This is a genomic window from Verrucomicrobiia bacterium (assembly GCA_035577545.1).
In the GTDB taxonomy this organism is placed as follows: Bacteria; Verrucomicrobiota; Verrucomicrobiia; order Palsa-1439; family Palsa-1439; genus Palsa-1439.
The window spans coordinates 21,228-37,695 of sequence record DATLVI010000019.1 but is presented as its reverse complement, the minus strand read 5'-3'; the positions used below and the strand labels follow the sequence as shown (position 1 = coordinate 37,695).

Below are 16,468 nucleotides of genomic sequence, written 5' to 3'. Positions count from 1 at the left end.
GCTTTGGCAGCTGGAATATAAGGGCGAGCAGGAGATCCTGGTCCGTTTCCGATTATCAGACAGCCGGGCCGATCTGCGCATTCAAAATGGCCAGAATCTCTTCGCGGCGAACGGGGATATTGCCCATCTTTCGGCATTCGACGGCGGCTGCGCAATTCCCGAGGAACACGGACTCACACACATTGGCTCCGGCCGCAAGGCAGCAACTAATCGTCGCCAACATGGCATCGCCCGCGCCCATCGGATCGGCCACAAGGTTGGCAAACGACGGCAAATAATCGGGTTGAAAGCGTTTCTTGATCTCGTGCAGAGGAAGCAATCGGCATTCTTCGCCCATCGGGTTGCCATTGGTGTCGAAAATCATGAGGCCCCGTTCGGCCAGCGTCACGATCAGGGATTTATTGCCCGTCTGCGCCAGAATCAAGGCCCCGAGATCGGCGATGCCGCTTTCCCGGTCGCATAGTGCAACGCGGGCCTCTCGTTCCGAAGGCGTCGCCATGGTTATGCCTTTCAACCGGGTCACGTTCCCCATTTGGGAACTGGACTGAACATCGCCGATCACCGGCACATTCCGTTTTGCTCCAATGGAGCACAGCAACTCCAGCAGCGGGTTGGTAATCACGCCATAACCGAAGTCGCAGATTACGACCGCGTCCGCCGTTCCAGCTGCCGCCGCGATCTTTTCCTGCAATTGGGCTGCGATGGGCGTGTCGAGATTGTGATCACGAAATTGGTTCACGTTCAACAGTTTCTTGCCTTCAGACAAATAACGGGTCTTGAGCGTGGTGGGGCGTGCTGGATCGACCACTAATTCTGCCGGAACGTTGCGCTTCGCCAGTTCGGTCCGTACGTAATCACCTTCGGTATCCTGGCCGATGACACTACAGAACCTGACCGTGGCGCCCAGGGCTTGCACGTGCTGCGCCACGATGCTCGCGCCACCGAGAAATGTCTCGGAATCCAGCGGTCGCACGACGATTACAGGCGCCTCAGCGCTCATGCCAAGGCCATCACAATACACGTAGCGATCGACAATCGTGTCTCCCACCACGAGAATGTTCTTGCCGTGGATTCGCGCGAGCATCTTGCTCATGCTGTCTCCTGTGATGCCGTGGCGTTTGCAGAATCCCTGTACCTGCTCGATACCCGGCTCGATCCGATCCTTCAAATCCTCAATAATACGCGTGGAGGAATAGACCACGTCGCCAGAACTGAGCCGCACCTCGCCACCGTACGATTCAACGATTTGGCGTTCACGGCCAAAACGACCTGTCGTCACATTCTGGAATTCCTTGCCCTTCACGTAGATGTTGGGCTTGATCAACTCCAGGATTGGCCCGGCCCATTCGTGATCGTCAAAAATGACGTAATCCACCACTTCCAGGGCAGCCAGATTCTCGGCGCGAAGATGCTGGGGAACGTACGGGCGGAAATTACCCTTGTGCACAACGCCGTCACCGCTAACCGAGACCACCAGCAGATCACCCTGTTCCTTGGCCCAACTCAGGTGGCGCAAATGTCCCGGGTGCAGGATGTCAAAGCAACCGTGGCATTGCACCACAACCTTGCCGTCGGACTGCGCCTGACTCACGATGACCTGTAATTCCGCCGGCGTGACGATCTTCTTGTGATAGTTCACGATTCTACTTTCCCTTGTACCGCTGGCCGCGGTAAACGTTGCTTGGGGATCGCTCCTGGTTGACGCATCTCCTTCGTCAGGCCCCCAATGGCACGAAAAACATTTAAGAGGTTACGCGGCTTTAGGGCAGACGATCTCCCCACGACCCGTGCCACATCCTGGACGCCGACCTCCGTATAGGTATAGCCGGCCTTCAGGAGTTTCACCAAGGCCTCCGCTTGGTACGCGAAACCGTCTGTGCGGATGGAAATGGTCCTCAAAACATCCCGTGGAAATACGACGGAATGATTGTAATAAGGGACCCGCAGCCGGAACAATGTATTGATGATAATTGTGAAGCCCCGCGAGCCAACCCGTCGCCCCACGGACCGAAATTCCGGATTGGAGATATAGGGAATAACGATGTCGGCGTGCCCGATGCGTTCCAGAATCGAGCCGATGGTCGCGGTCGGCAAAGCATTATCGGCGCAGATCCGGATAATATAGTCGCATTGGGCTGCCGCCGCGCCCTCTTTATAGGCCCCACCGAACCCAAGGTTTCGCTTGTTGTGCACGACCCGAATCTTATCATTCTTCCCGGCCAGCCGCCCCATCACGGCGCCCGTTCCATCGGTGCTGCCGTCGTTGACCAGGATGATCTCGAAATCAGATACGTGGCCGTTGGCCGCGGCCAGAATCGTGTTCACCGTTGCCTCAACGTTTCCTTCTTCATTGAGGGCGGGCACAATAAATGAAACACTCGGTTTTGACGTTGCAGGGCTCATCGCTCGGCGCGGCAGATGGGGGATAATAAGCGAGTTTTAGCGCCCCGGCAAGTTAAAGGTCATGAGCCGCAACCCCGAAAAACACGGTATGCCAGCAGCGCGGCAATGGTGAAATTGTCCTGAATTTGCCCCGCAGCAATCATTTCGAGGCCACGAGCCAGCGGTAGCCATTCCCAGCCCGCCACCTCTTGCTGGTGAATGCTCTGGGGTTCGTGCACCTCAGCAGTTTCGTCGGAATAAAACAGGTGCGTCGGGTTGTACACCGTGTCGAGGCCCGTATGGTAGAAGAGCAGGGGACGCGGATTTGCGCAGCGGATACCAGTTTCCTCGAGGCACTCCCGCACCGCTGCCGCGGCTGGTTCTTCGCCATCATCGACTCTGCCGCCGGGGATTTCCCAGGAGAGCCGGTGGATGAGCAGCCGGTACTGGCGCACCAGCAGGACCCGATCACCCTTGACCGCCACCAGTCCCGCGCGCGGGCCGAAGTCGGTGACGTAGTATTCCTTCGTGTATTCGGCAAACGTGGCTCGGGTCGTATAGACCTTTTGGTAGGGGTTCTCGTACACGAGATGGCGCTCGCCCAGTTGAGGTAATTCCATGACGTCACACAATCTGAAGTTCCGGCATCGGCACGACGAAATGCCCGCCCTGTTCCAAAAACTTTTGGTGCTTGATGAGGATTGGTTGCGCGTAGTTCCACGCCAGAATCACCACATAGTCCGGCTTGCGCTCATAGAGTGATTGCGGCGGCAGGACGGGAAGGTGATAACCCGGACTGAATGTATTATGTTTGCGCGTGTTGTCGTCGGCGATAAAACTGAGCTTGTCGCCGAGATCGAAATGATAGAGTAACGTGGTACACGTGGCCGACGCGCCGAATCCCGCGACCGTCTTTCCCTGCGATTTGAGCCGGACCAGTTCGCCGAGGACCTTCGCTTTGACACCATCGATGCGGGCGGCGAAAGCCCGGAAGCTCTCCGGCTTGTCGAAGTGGAGACGTTGTTCGAGGGCGAGATGCTCGGAAACCGAGGCCGAAACCTTTCGCGGGCCACCGGTCAACTGTGCCGTGCCGCGTAGTGACCCCCCCTTCATTGCAATGCGCTCGACTTCAATCAACTCCATACCGTGTCGCGCGAGGAAGGTCTGCAGCGGTTTCACGGAGTGATAGCACAAGTGTTCGTGGTAGACGGTATCGAAGAGCAGCTTTTCGACGATGTCCACCATGTACGAGACCTCAAACACGAAGATCCCATCCGGAGCAAGCAGTTCCCGAATCCCCTCGGCCATGCCGCCCAAATCGTCGGCGTGCGCGAATACGTTGTTGGCCGTGACAATGGTCGCGGCGCCGTGCGTCTGTTTGATCGTGCGGGCCAGATCCGGCGTGAAGAACGCGCCAAGCGTTTCAATGCCGGATTCCGTGGCTTGTTTCGCGATCTCGCGTGCCGCGTCAATGCCGAGCACCCGCATGCCCCGCTGTTTAAAAAACTTCAGGAGTGACCCATCATTGCTGCCAACGTCGATCACGAGCGCACCGGCCGGCGCGTTGGCCCGCCTCAACACTTCATCCGTGTATTCGCGAAAATGCTCTACGAGGCTCGTGGAGATCGAAGTGACGTAGACGTAGTTGCCGAAGAGGATGTTGGGATCGACGACATCAAGCAGTTGGACGTGTCCGCAGGCGCAGCACAGGTACAGGTCAAGCGGGAAGATTGGTTGCTTCTCGTTCAGCCGCGAGGCAGGGACGTAGTCGTCGGCTATGGGTGTCGGCCCCAATGGCACGACCAATTCGAGGTCGCGCGAGGCACACAAACGGCAATTGTCGCGGTGATAAGAGGGCGAATTCATAGTGACGCCAGGCTGCGGGTCAACGATTCATGGGATTGCAGGGTCATGCCGCCATCTACTACAATGTTCTGGCCGGTCACGATCGATGCCTGGGGGCTGCAGAGGAACGCGATGACCTGCGCAACTTCTTCCGCGGTGCCGATCCGTCCGAGCGGGACGATCTTCTTGAAATGGTCGAGGAGCTTTTCGTTCTTGAGGTAGAATTCCCGCGATTCCTCCTTGATGATCGACGCGGGCGAAACCCCGTTTACGCGAATTCCTTTCGGCCCGAGCATAACCGCGTAATACCGCACCATGTGATCAATACCCGCCTTGGCGACATGGTAGCTGACCGGTTGTCCGGACACAACGAACTGCCCAATGATTGAACTGACCAGCACGATGGCACCGCCACCATCGAATTCATTTGTGAGGCGCTCAATGATTTGTTTGGTCGCGGTCAGGGACGTCTCAATCTCACCGGCCCAACTGTCGCCCTGGCCGCGGTACCGCTGGAGGAAGGCGAGGCTGCTCAGTTTGCCATTCGTTTGGAGAACTTCGGTGAGCGCAGCTTCGAGTTGTGCCTTGTCGAGCAGGTCCGCCACCCAATGACGAACATTCGGCAGGTTCTTATCAGATTCCGCCGGTGCTCGTCGGCCGATGACCGAGACAACATGGCCGTTGTCGGCGAATAGTTTCGCGAGGGCGCGCCCAGTGCCCCGCGTCCCGCCGATAATAAGGCTATGCTGTTTCTTCATGGGTTCCGAACGGCCTCCGTCAAAGATTTCATGAACTGTTGTCGACCGGCAAGATCTGTTTCTTCCGGCGACCACGGCGCAAACGCGGTGTCGGCACGGTTGAATGGACCATTGGTTGTTTCGTGGAACACCAGGAAGTCTGAGCGGATCAGCAGGCTGTGAAATCGCGGGGTATCCAGGCGGTAGTAGAAGGGATGTCCTGAGGAATAGTCGCCAAGCGGGACGACTTCCGTAACCGCACCGGCATCATCGAAAAACACCGCGCTGGCCGAACCCTCAATCAGGTGGAGCGATTCGCTCTTGTTGAAATGTTTGTGCGGCCGGATATAGCAATCCCCCGCGAGCACAATCAGCATCTCATGAATTCGGTTGTCGTTCTCTTGATGCGCGCAGATGCGGATTCGCCGGCGTGGATTCCCGGCCGCCCTCTTTTTTAGTAGATCGATGTCCGCCCTGCCCACCACGGCCAGCGGCCCGTTGACGACGAGGACTTCACTATTGAGTTCCTTGAATCGCATTTCAGACCTTGAGTGCGTACTTGCTGCCGGCGAAAATTGATGCAAACTTTCCGCCCTGTTCCATGAAACGCTGGTTGCTCTGGATCACTTTGTCTTCGCTCTCCGGGCTCAGGCACAGCAGGCACAGTTTTATATCCTTTTCGAGCAGCGCGCTCGACCCATAAATCGGAAGCCGCGATCCCGGCATGAGCAAGCCCTGCTTGTGAGGATTGTCATCGGCAACAAATTCAACACAGTCTTGCAGCCCGAATACGTTGATGAAAACACAACTCAGATGACCGGCGCCCAGGAACGCGATCTTACCTCGCGTCTGTCGGTGGTTGCGGAGAAACCGGCCCAGGCGATCATGCTTGTCCGCAAAACTGTCCCGAAATGCCTGACCGATGGCTTTCTCGGTAGTTGGGGTCGATGGGGCTTTGACCTTCTCGTCAACTTGGGCGATGGCCACCAGAGAGTTCTCGAGGGCGTAGGGAAAACTCTCAAACGCAACGAGAGAGAAACCCCGGGAGGCGAAGCAATCCCGGAACGTTTGTGGCGTGAAGTAGAAGACGTGTTCTTCCCATACCGTACTGTAGTCACACTGCTCCAGGGCCCGCCGGCAATCCGGCGATTCGATCACGAGATAGCCGCCGGGATTAAGCAATCCCTTCAACGCCTCGAGGAAGCTCGCGATGTCATGGGCGTGCTCCAGTATATGCCTCGCGATCACAATGTCCGCGCGGCCATGCGCGCTCACAATGCCGCGGATGGCAGGAGCGAGTGCGGCTTGAATCGTCTCCCCACCGGCGCAGGGATCATCGATGCCCAGATCGGTTTTTAAGTCGATGCGCCACGTCTTCTTCAGCCCCCGCGACTCCAGACGGCGCAGCGTCGTGTCATCTTTGTAGCTCACCCCCCAGATCGTCGACTTTTCCGTGATGCCCGGAAGCGCGGCGATCATGTCCGCCACGCGGTCGAGATGCGGTTCCGGCTCGCGATAGGTGATCCAGTCGAAGCGCGGTCGCAGTTCGTTTGCGGGCGGGGGATCGAGGAGTTGAATCACGCCGCAGCCCTGGCACTGGCCGACGGCGAGTGGGTGGGTGTATTCCTCTTGGTTGTGGTCGCGGAGGAAACGATTGCATAAGGGCTGCTTTCCGAAATCGAGCAGCATGGCGACGGTGTCCCGCTGGCAAAGTCGACAGATATTCATAGGGCTGATATCACTCAAAGACGATGTAGGAGTAATCGCCGGTGTACCCCGTCTGTTGGAACAGCCATTCCCATTCCTTGGGCGTCAGGAACGCGCGGCAGGTGAGCTGCCAGTAGAGCAGGTTGGCCTTCTCACGTTCGTTGCGATAGGTCTCGATGATGATGTGCTTGGGGCCGCGTCCCACGCGCTCGATTTCCTGAAGGGCCGCGAACAGTTCGTAGTTGTAGAGATTGTGGAGCGTGTTCACCGTGAAGACGAAATCGAAGGAGCGATCGGCGAACGGCAGTTTGCTCGCGGTGCCAACCTGGAGAAAAGGCCGCACCTCCTCCTTTGCGTGCTCGATGCCATACGAAGAAATGTCGATCCCGGTGACTTTCGCTCCCGGCACCACCTGGGTGAATTCGTACAGCAGGAATCCCTTGCCGCAACCGACATCGAGAATGTTGGCACCGGGCTTGATCTGGTAATGACGCGCCATGGCTTCTGCGACAGCCCGCCAGCGTCCGTCGTATTTATACCCGCCATAACCATACTTGCGGTCGCCGTCCCAGTAATCCTTGTCAAACCGGGTGGCCACCTCGGCGCATTCCGCCTTGTCGGCTTCGTTCACGCGCGCGACGTAGTCACGCTTCGTGGACTTATGCACCTTCATGATGAAATCGACGTATGCCATGGGATTGCTGAGTTTGCCCGCTACGGCTTGTGTTGATATTCGAGGGACTGACGGGCGATTTCAATCCAATTCTCCTCCACCCAGCGGCTGATCTCCGTCAGACCTTCTTGCAGGCTGATCTGGGGCGACCAATGCAGCTCGGTGCGGGCGCGGGTCGAATCGATTACGTATGCGGCGTCCTGTCCGGGGCGTTCCTCCACGACCGTTGTAGCATCCGCGAATTTAACACCCATGCTTTTACAGATCATTTCCACTACATCGCGCACGGCAACGCCCCGGTCGGGGGATAGGTGGTAAATCTCGCCGGGTTGGCCGCGTTCCAGCACCGCGAGTTCGCCGTGGGAGACGTCGCGGATATGGATGTACGACTTCACCGCCTTCCCGCCGCCATGGAGTTGAATCTTCTTTCCAAGTTTCACATAGATGGCCGAGCGCGGGATGATTTTGAACAACTGCTGACGCGCCCCGTACACGTTGGTTGCGCGGACGGTCACGAGAGGAAATCCGAACTGCTTGTGGTACGTGCGCAGCAGAAAATCGGCGGCGGCCTTGGAAGCGGCGTAGGGGGTGCTGGGATTCATGGGCGCGGCTTCCGTTACCGTGCCCACACAAGTGCCGTATACTTCCGGCGAGGAGATGTGCAGATAACGGCGCAGGTACTTCTGTTTGCGAAGATGATTGACCAGCAGCGCCAGCGAGACGGTGTTGGTCTGGAACCAGTGTTCGGGATGCTCCCAGCTCGGCGCGACTTCGCTCTGCGCGGCAAAATTCACGATTTGTCCGGGCTGCTCCGCGTCCAGCAAAGCGAGTAGTTTGCTCGTGTCGTGGTTGAAATCGAATTGATGATACCGGTAACGTGATAAATCCTTCCGCGACTTGTATTTCAGGAACAACGCGGAACGTTCGGCAGAGCGACTGACGCCGATGACTTCATTGTTCGGGTCGTCGAGCAACAGGTCGACAAAATCCTGCCCAGAAAACGAGTTGGCGCCGAGCACGACGATCTTGTTCTTCATGACCGAATCTCCTTCAAGGCGCGTCGCGCGTTTTCGAGTTGTTGGGCTTGCCGCGCTTTCTGGTCGGCTTCGCTACGGGCGAAACGCCTCCGTTGGCCACCCACCGGCAGAAAATCATTCAGGAGGATGCAACACCATTTTATCCGGTACACGGGCAACAAAAGGTCCATCCGCCGGGCATGCGCTTCCGGCTGGGAGAGGCCGGAGGTGATGGCGTGGACGACCGCCGGATAAAAATCCGCGGAAACGGACAGAGACGGCTGACAGAAGAAATCGCAAACAGTCTTCGCGGGGTCATCCCAGCCGGCATACTCGAAGTCCATGAAGCGTAGGCGACCCGTGGGCTCCAAAAGCGCGTTGTGAAAGCCGAAGTCGGATGGTGACAGGCAGCGGTCCGACGCGACGATCTCCGCCTCCAAGGGCAATCCCAATGCTGTAGCCTTTGTTCGTGCTGCTCCCGCAATCGTATTCCAGCGGGGTACGAGATCGTCACGAATAAATGCTGCCGCTGCCGTGTCTTCCACGGCACGAAGATTCTGTAGCCGTCGCTCAACGCAAGCCAGATGCCCGGCGATGCTGAAGCACGCCTCGGAGGCAATGGGCAGGGCTTTCGCCGTGGGTTTATCCTTGTAGCGGTTCAATTCGTTGAAGAAATCCAATGCCTGTTTTACGGCGTCCTGGTCGACTTCGGTGACCAGTAGCCGTCGTCCTTCGACGAATTCAAACAGTCCGAGATGATTCTTGGGATCGCACGCCAGCGGCCGCGGCAGACACCGCACACCGCTTTGCCAGGCAAACGTCGCGAAGGAGAACTCCGCCGCAAGCCGGTCGCGTTTGTCGTCGGGATGTTGAAAGTAAGCTTTCAGTAGCGCGGGCTTTCCCGTTGTGTGAACGCGGAAGACACGATTGTTCGCGCCGCCAACGAGTTGCTCCGGAGGATGCGTTACCGACAGCCCCGCTTTCGCGACGAGGGCGGCCACTGCGTTGTCGAAGTCTGCGGCGTTCATGATGGGAGCAGCCGATCGCCGATTTCCGGCCAGGACGCAAAACGGTGAAACTGTCGGGCCTCGGGATGATGATTGTTGGGATCGAACAGGATGCGCTCGACGTCCCGAGGGAAGGCGGGTTCACCCAGGAACTCCGGGAGGTCGTCGATAAAGTGCGTGCAGCCGACTTCCGCAATACGCTTCAGCTTGGCTTCCTTGGTCAATTCCAGAAACACATGGTCGCCGTCCAGTCCCTTGCTTTTGAGCCATCCGCGGGCGCTCTGGTGGAGATCGTACTGTTGGCCGCGGAATGGATGGCGGGTTTTGTGGCTGATGATGTACGCGGAGATACTGCGCTCTCGACAGCGCGCAAAAAAGTCCAGCACACCCGGAAACGGCGCGGCGTCCGCCATGCACGCCCCGTACACGTGCCCCTGCAACTCGGTCCACAAATCCTCCTGGCCGCAGCGACGCAGGTAATCGCGCACTGCGTCCTTGACAACGGGCGTCTCCTTGGGGACCAGCCCTTGTTTCACGGCTGCCTGGTAAAACACCTCGTCGTAGCAGACGATGGTGTTGTCGAAATCGACGCCGATCAGCATGCCGCGGTTACTCCCGGGCCATGTCAATGATGGGCCGGGCGACTTTTCCGGCTTCCAGATCATCGATGGCCTCGTTGATGCCATTCAGGGAATAGGTCTTTGACATGAGCGGCGCCAGATTCAACCGGCCCTCCTCCAACAACTGGCAATAGCGCGGGAAATCACGATCGGGAAGATTGTCGCCACCCCACGTGCCCAGCAAGCGCTTGCCCATGTTGAGTTGACGCGGATCCAGATCCAAGCGTTCTCCGTGGCGCGCGTTGCCGACAATGACCGCCGCTCCACCCTGGTTGCGAACGCACTGCAAGGCTTGCTGCATCACTGACGGACGTCCCGTGGCCTCGATGGCAAAATCAACCCCACTGGGACAGAGGCGCAGGATTTCGGCGACGGGATCTGTGGTGGCGGCTTCCACGCAATGGGTCGCGCCCATTTGCGTTGCCAGATCCAGTTTGTCCCGGTGCAAATCGACCGCGATGATCATTTTGCAGCCGGCGATGGCTGCGGCCGCGACCGCGCACGACCCGATGCCGCCGATGCCGAAGACCGCGATGGTTTGGCCCGGTTTGACCTGCGCGGCATTGAACACTGCGCCCAGTCCGGTCGGGACGGCGCAACCGAGCATCGCCGCATCGCGCATGTTTACCTTCGCAGGAAGGACAGTGAGCCGATTCTCACTGATGACGGAATATCGGCTGAACGTGGTGATCGCGCCGGAGTTTACTTTTCGACCGTCCCAGTGATAAACGGTGCCGGGAACATCTCCGCCCGAACCTTTGATCCAAGAGAGGATGGCGCGGTCACCTTCCTTGACCTTGGTGACGCCGGGGGAAACGCCGCGCACGATGCCGCTACCCTCGTGGCCGAGGCAGTGCGGAAGAAACTTGTCCTCGCCGCGATAGCCCCGGCATTCCAACACCTGCGTGTGACAGACGCCGCTGACCGCGATCTCGACCAGCACCTGGCCGGGTTTCAACACGGGAATCTCCAGCTCGCCGAGAACCAGCGGCTTGCCCGTCTCCACCAGAATGGCCGCGGTGGTCTTCACCGCGCCGCCTGCAGGATTTTCTCGGCGATGTGCGGACCCGTCAGGCCGAAGACCTCGCGCGCGTACTCCTGTTCGCCGGCTTCGTGGAGAAACGTGTCCGGGGTTGCGATGCGGCAGAGGCGCGCCTTCTGGGCTGGGCGATCCGCGAGCCACTCCGCAACGCTGCCACCGAAGCCGCCAAGAAGGCTGTGCTCTTCGATCGTTGCAACCACCTTGAACTTGGCGAATGAATCAGAGAGAAGCTCTTCGTCGAGAGGTTTAACAGTGTGAAAGCTCACGACCTGGGCCGAGATGCCCTTTTCTTTCAGCACGTCTGCCGCTTCGAAGGTCGTGGGCAACATGTTGCCTGTGCTGAGCAGGCACACATCCGTGCCGGGACGAATGATGATGGCTTTGCCAATGACGAAATTGGGGATGTCTTTGTGGACGACAGGCTCGCCTTTCTTCCCAAGGCGCATATACACGGGGCTGTCCTGCTGGAGGGCGGCGCGCAGGGCTAGCCGCACTTCAACAGCGTCGGCGGGACAGATCACGATCATGTGGGGAAGCACACGCAGGAAAGCGATGTCCTCACAAGAATGATGCGTCGCGCCGAGGGAGGCGTAGGACAAGCCTCCACCAACCCCGACGATCACGACGGGCACGTTGTGATAGCAGACATCGACGCGGATCTGTTCCATCACGCGAGTAGTGATGAACGGCGTGATTGTGTAGGCAACCGGGCGAAGTCCGCACGACGCCATGCCCGCGCCTACGCTGATCATGTTGGCCTCCGCCACGCCGCAATTGAAGAACCGGTTCGGCACTCGTTTCTTGTAATCGTCGAACAGCCGATTGCCGATGTCACCGGAGAGCATCACGACACGCTCGTCTTCAGTCGCGAGCTTCGTGATCTCGGAAGCAAATGCGTTTCTCACGTGAGCCCCAGCTCCTGCCTGGCCTTCTGGAGTTCGTCGGCGTTTGGACTGCGGTAGTGCCAGTTGTTATCGTCTTGCATGAACGACACGCCCTTGCCCTTCACAGTGTGGGCAATGATGGCCACCGGCTTGCCGCTGCCGGCGGGAACCGGCTTCAGGGCGGTCAGCAAGGCGTTCAGGTCGTGGCCGTCCACTTCGGAAGCGTTCCAGCCAAAGGCTTCCCATTTCTGACGCAAGGGACTCAGGTTCATGATTTCGTTGGAGCGGCCCGTGGCCTGCCACTTGTTGTAGTCCACAATTACCGTGACGTTATCGAGCTTGTGAATGGGCGCGAACAGCGCGGCTTCCCAGACGGTTCCTTCCTCGCATTCGCCGTCGCTCATCACGACGCACACCCGGTACGAACGACCCTGGATGCGCCCGGCCAGCGCAACGCCCAAGCCCACCGATAACCCGTGCCCGAGCGAGCCGGTCGCCAATTCAACACCCGGCGCACAGTGCGGACTGGGTTGTTCGGCGAGGGTGCTACCGGATTCCGCGAAAGTGTCGAGCAGTTTCATCGGAAAGAAACCGCGATGCGCCAGCGTCGCGTAGAGGGCGGTGGCCGCGTGGCCCTTGCTGAGGATCAAGCGGTCGCGATTGGGATCGTCGGCATTTTTTGGATCAATGGCCAGCGCGCCCGAGTAGGCCGCGACCAGGATGTCCACACACGACAACGCCGAGCCGAGGTGTGGCGTGCCGGCCTTGTGGGACAACTCCACGACCTTGCCGCGGATACTACGCGCGAGCGCTTCGAGTTCGCCAAGGTTTGGTGTCATTGAAACTTGAGCGCCTGCATCGTCTTGATGTTGTAATAGCGGATGTCGGTCAGCGGGTTGGGAATCCGTCCTCCGCGAAACGCCGCGGTCAGGTCGCGAACCGCATCTTCGACGCTATGGTTCGCTTTAAATCCGAACTCACGGTCAATCTTCTCCGACGAGATGTGATAGGAACGGTTGTCGTCGGTCGGTTGCGTTTCGACGGGAATATCCTGGCCGACGACTTTGCGCACGACATCGGCAATCTCGCGGACCTTGAGGTTGTGATAGCCGGCGTTCCAGATTTTGCCCGCAATCTGCTTGTCGGGCGCCTCCAGCAACCGCAGATACAGGTCCGTCATGTCTTCGATGTGCAGGTTGGGACGGCGCTGTTCCCCACCAAACACCGTGATCTTGCCCTTGTTGATCGCGTGATTGGTGAGAATGTTCACGGTCAAATCCAGCCGCAATCGCGGCGAGTAGCCGCAAACCGTCGCGGGGCGGAGTGTCACGGTGGTAAAACCGGGGGTTTGGTATTTTGCCAAGACCTCTTCGCACATCGCCTTGTACTTTGAGTAATCTGTCAGCGGCTCAAGCGGCAACTCCTCCGTGACGTTCTCTTCCTGCTTCACGCCATACACGCTGGAACTGGAGGCGTAGACAAATCGCTTCACACCGCTATCCCGCGCGATCTGGACGAGCGGCTCGAACGCATCGAAATTGATGGACCGGCCAAGTGTGGGGTTCAGTTCGAAGCTCGGATCGTTCGAGATGCAAGCGAGGTGGATGACCGCGTCTGTGCCCGGGAGTGTTTTCTGCAACAGCTTGCTGTCGCGCAAGTCGCCTTTGATGGTTTCCAGATTCGCGTGTTTGGGCAGGACATCCTCGCCATAGAGGAACAAATCCAAAACCCGCACCCGGTAGCCCGCGCCGAGCAGCTTGGGCACCAGCACCGCGCCGACGTAACCCCCGCCGCCTGTGACGTATATGACCTGATTATTCCCGTTGTTTTTCATGCCGTGTGTCGGACTAAGATGCCTGTTTTTGGCAGACAGCGCAAGAGCTAAGCCTCTTGCAGAAGCAAATGATGCAATGCGGGCAGGGTGGCGCGGTGGTCACCGCAGAAGTAAAAACTTTCCCCGCCTTCAGCGACGGTGCGCACAAGAATTGTCTTCCAAGGCCGATAGTAATACTGCGGATTCGATTTTTCAGCTTCCGTGCGCCAGTCGCCATCGATCTTGATGAGATCGAATGCCGCCGTCGTGAACTTCTTGATACTCCGGCCGTCCTGGATCGCGGTGTTGCGGGCCATTGATAAAGCCTTGAGGTAGATTTCCGGTCCCATCACCGCTGAGCCAAAACACAGGAGTACACCGCCTTCGAGGTTCTCCACGGATTTCGTAAAAATCAGGAAATCGCGATAGCTCGTCTCGCCCGTGGCGGCGGCATTGAAGTTGGGGTGTTCGTGGATGATGTCGTAGCCGATGCCCACGTGCACGGTTGCCGGGACGCGGTGGCGCCAGGCGGCGGCCAGCACGCTCAATTGCTTGTGCGGGAAATTGCTCTCGGCGATCCTCTTGCCCACGCCTTCGCCGAACCCAAGCCCGTCTCGCGCCGCCGCATTGACGACCTCGTTGAGTTCGCCCGTCTCATTCCACAATCCGAACTCGCCGGTTTGGATGTAGCGGGCCACGCTCTCGGTGGTGGCGCCGATTCTCGCCAGTTCGTATTCGTGAATCGGGCCGGCGCCGTTCATCGCGACATGCGTGAGCAATCCGCGTTCGATCAGGTCGATGATGTGGGCGCTGACACCCGCGCGCAGAACGTGCGCGCCCATCATCAGGATCACGGCCGCGCCGCGCTTGCGCGCCAGCAAGATCCGATCGGCCAGCTTCGCCAACTCTGGGTGCTCGAACGGAATCGGTGCTTGGTCCGCCGTTAGCCAATGGTCAGCCTGCAAGTCGTTAACGCGTTCCGCCAGCGGCTTCAGTTTCAGACGCGCGCGATCAAATTGTGGGTATTGCGAGGGCATGGTTCAGGGAAATTGATACACGAAGAGCGTGTCGGCCACACGCGCAATCGGCTGGTGGGTTGTCCGCAGCCAACTCCACTCGGGTCGCATCAATTGCGAGGCGGAGACCACCAGCCAGCCTTGCACGATTTGGCGAGCTTTCTCGGCATCGATACGCGTGTTTGGAATCTTCAGGTATTCGATGGAATACTGGGTGCCGAAATAATCGAGATAGATTTGGCCAATATGGCGTTCGTCGAGAAAGGCCTTTAACCGCTTCGCGTCCTGTCCCCAATCGTAATTCGAGTCGACCAGGTATTTGTAGCCATTATCGGCGCCGCCCGCGGTTTCGCTGAAAAACTGCAAGTATAGAGGCGCGCAAAGCAGGCAGATGATTGTTTGCCACGCAACCAGGCCGCCCACGAGCCATTGTTTCAAGCGCGGGATGGCGCAACCAATACCGACAGTGAGCAGGGGAAACATTGGGAGCAAGTGGCGCACGCCGATGTTTACTTTGCTCGTCATCGCCGCGAGCAGGAACAGCGCGGCGCACGCCCATGCCACCCACTCCAGCGGGCGCGTTTGCGCGCGGTTCTTAAGGAACACAACAGCGGCTGTGATCAAGAGACCTATATACGCCAGCGGTGATTTCAAGAAGAGGGTGACCGGGTAATAGTACCACCAGCCTTGCTGGGACCACTCCCCGAGCAAATAACCTTCATGCCCGGTTTTCGAATGCCCGAGGGTGAGCGCCAGCCCTTTGAAGAAGTCGGGTGGAATCAGCAATGGACGAAAACCCTGAAACCAACCCGGCACTCCCAGCGCGGTGGCTTGGGCTTCGGGCATCGGTGGCGCAGGCAACCAGCGTGGGAAATTTACGAGGAGCACGACGGCCCATGTTGCGGCGAACCCGATTGCTGCCATCTTGAAGACATTGACTTTGGCGGCGCGGAGCTTCTTCCACGATAGCACCATCATGACGACATACATCGGGGCGAGGGTAATCGCCGTGAATTTCATCAGCAGCGCCACGCCCGTGACCGCGCCGCACAGCGCGATGTTCCGGTTCGTGGGAGATTCGAGGAATCGCGCGAAGAGAAAGATAGCGGCGGACATTGCCAGCGTGACGCCGATGTCGGTAGTGATGAGATGGCCATGGGCGAGGGCGTTTGGGTTGAAGACCCATAATGCCAGGGCGCACAACGCGGCAAAGTCGTTTGCGGTTGCCTGTCGCACCCAGAAGAAAATCAATGCGCCGACCGCGAGGGTGAGTATGATTTGCACGCAACGCCCCGCAAGCATGAGACCGTCGCCATCATTCTTTCCATCGTACACAAACATCTGGCCGAATAGCTGACTTTCCGGCAACGCCCAGAAGTACCAGTTGTCTCGTCCCCCCGGAAAATATTCCTGCCAGGCGCGAACCGGGCCGAACCACGGGCGCGTCCAAGGATAGCCGGCCCGGCCTTCCAGCAGCGCCCGCGCGTTGTCTGAATAGTTAATGTTCATGAACAATAACGGAACCGCAGGCAGCATCTGAGACAAAGGTGGGTGTTCCGGCTGAATCTTGTAGCGATATCCTGTCCAGTAGGTGTAGCCCGCGCTGAGAGCCGTGGTTTCGTCTACGGTTGCGCTGTCCCTGCGGGCGGCCACCATCATCAGGGCGGCCATTATGACGAGCAAACCGGTGGCGATGTAAATCGCTGGAGATTTCCGCATGGCGGGA

The 16,468-nt window shown here is 58.6% G+C and carries 17 protein-coding genes; all 17 read right to left on the bottom strand.

The features are described from left to right. Positions 1 to 55 precede the first annotated feature (55 nt). Genes VNL17_06540 through VNL17_06460 form a run of 17 tightly spaced genes read right to left on the bottom strand, consistent with a single transcriptional unit; the run spans position 56 to position 16,461 of the window. Positions 56 to 1,639, bottom strand: coding sequence for a PfkB family carbohydrate kinase (locus VNL17_06540; protein HXI83732.1), 1,584 nt, complete (start codon positions 1,637 to 1,639; stop codon positions 56 to 58). Continuing rightward, positions 1,636 to 2,403, bottom strand: a complete 768-nt coding sequence (locus VNL17_06535; GenBank protein HXI83731.1) for a glycosyltransferase family 2 protein — start codon at positions 2,401 to 2,403, stop codon at positions 1,636 to 1,638. The genes VNL17_06540 and VNL17_06535 overlap by 4 nt, the downstream gene beginning before the upstream one ends. Positions 2,404 to 2,462: 59 nt before the next feature. Beyond that, positions 2,463 to 3,002 (bottom strand): NUDIX hydrolase, encoded by a 540-nt coding sequence (locus VNL17_06530; GenBank protein ID HXI83730.1) that lies wholly within the window; start codon positions 3,000 to 3,002, stop codon positions 2,463 to 2,465. A gap of 4 nt (positions 3,003 to 3,006) precedes the next feature. Continuing rightward, positions 3,007 to 4,248 carry a class I SAM-dependent methyltransferase gene (locus tag VNL17_06525; GenBank protein ID HXI83729.1) on the bottom strand — a complete coding sequence of 414 codons (1,242 nt, stop codon included), beginning with the start codon at positions 4,246 to 4,248 and terminating at the stop codon, positions 3,007 to 3,009. Then, the gene (locus tag VNL17_06520) at positions 4,245 to 4,985 is read right to left on the bottom strand and encodes an SDR family oxidoreductase (GenBank protein ID HXI83728.1); all 741 of its coding nucleotides are present in this window, start codon (positions 4,983 to 4,985) and stop codon (positions 4,245 to 4,247) included. The genes VNL17_06525 and VNL17_06520 overlap by 4 nt, the downstream gene beginning before the upstream one ends. Then, positions 4,982 to 5,503: a WbuC family cupin fold metalloprotein gene (locus VNL17_06515; protein ID HXI83727.1), complete on the bottom strand. Its 522-nt coding sequence runs from the start codon at positions 5,501 to 5,503 to the stop codon at positions 4,982 to 4,984. Before VNL17_06515 ends, VNL17_06520 begins: the two co-directional genes overlap by 4 nt. 1 nt (position 5,504) lies before the next feature. Next, a complete protein-coding gene (locus tag VNL17_06510) occupies positions 5,505 to 6,692 on the bottom strand; it encodes a methyltransferase domain-containing protein (protein HXI83726.1) in 1,188 nt (395 codons plus the stop codon). 10 nt (positions 6,693 to 6,702) lie between these two features. Next, positions 6,703 to 7,365 carry a class I SAM-dependent methyltransferase gene (locus VNL17_06505; protein ID HXI83725.1) on the bottom strand — a complete coding sequence of 221 codons (663 nt, stop codon included), beginning with the start codon at positions 7,363 to 7,365 and terminating at the stop codon, positions 6,703 to 6,705. Between the two features lie 20 nt (positions 7,366 to 7,385). Next, complete coding sequence (locus tag VNL17_06500; GenBank protein HXI83724.1) at positions 7,386 to 8,381, bottom strand: GDP-mannose 4,6-dehydratase; 996 nt, start codon at positions 8,379 to 8,381, stop codon at positions 7,386 to 7,388. Continuing rightward, positions 8,378 to 9,388, bottom strand: coding sequence for a phosphotransferase (locus VNL17_06495; protein HXI83723.1), 1,011 nt, complete (start codon positions 9,386 to 9,388; stop codon positions 8,378 to 8,380). Before VNL17_06495 ends, VNL17_06500 begins: the two co-directional genes overlap by 4 nt. Next, entirely contained in the window at positions 9,385 to 9,969 is a 585-nt protein-coding gene (locus VNL17_06490; GenBank protein ID HXI83722.1) for a haloacid dehalogenase-like hydrolase, read from the bottom strand. The genes VNL17_06495 and VNL17_06490 overlap by 4 nt, the downstream gene beginning before the upstream one ends. A gap of 7 nt (positions 9,970 to 9,976) precedes the next feature. After that, entirely contained in the window at positions 9,977 to 11,017 is a 1,041-nt protein-coding gene (locus VNL17_06485; GenBank protein HXI83721.1) for a zinc-binding dehydrogenase, read from the bottom strand. Further along, positions 11,014 to 11,934 (bottom strand): transketolase C-terminal domain-containing protein, encoded by a 921-nt coding sequence (locus tag VNL17_06480; GenBank protein HXI83720.1) that lies wholly within the window; start codon positions 11,932 to 11,934, stop codon positions 11,014 to 11,016. Before VNL17_06480 ends, VNL17_06485 begins: the two co-directional genes overlap by 4 nt. Continuing rightward, positions 11,931 to 12,752, bottom strand: a complete 822-nt coding sequence (locus VNL17_06475; protein HXI83719.1) for a transketolase — start codon at positions 12,750 to 12,752, stop codon at positions 11,931 to 11,933. The genes VNL17_06480 and VNL17_06475 overlap by 4 nt, the downstream gene beginning before the upstream one ends. Then, on the bottom strand, positions 12,749 to 13,747 hold the full coding sequence (locus tag VNL17_06470) for an SDR family oxidoreductase (GenBank protein HXI83718.1): 999 nt from the start codon (positions 13,745 to 13,747) through the stop codon (positions 12,749 to 12,751). Before VNL17_06470 ends, VNL17_06475 begins: the two co-directional genes overlap by 4 nt. A gap of 47 nt (positions 13,748 to 13,794) precedes the next feature. Continuing rightward, positions 13,795 to 14,763, bottom strand: a complete 969-nt coding sequence (locus VNL17_06465) for a hypothetical protein (GenBank protein HXI83717.1) — start codon at positions 14,761 to 14,763, stop codon at positions 13,795 to 13,797. Positions 14,764 to 14,766: 3 nt separating this feature from the next. After that, on the bottom strand, positions 14,767 to 16,461 hold the full coding sequence (locus VNL17_06460; GenBank protein HXI83716.1) for a glycosyltransferase family 39 protein: 1,695 nt from the start codon (positions 16,459 to 16,461) through the stop codon (positions 14,767 to 14,769). Positions 16,462 to 16,468: the final 7 nt, after the last annotated feature.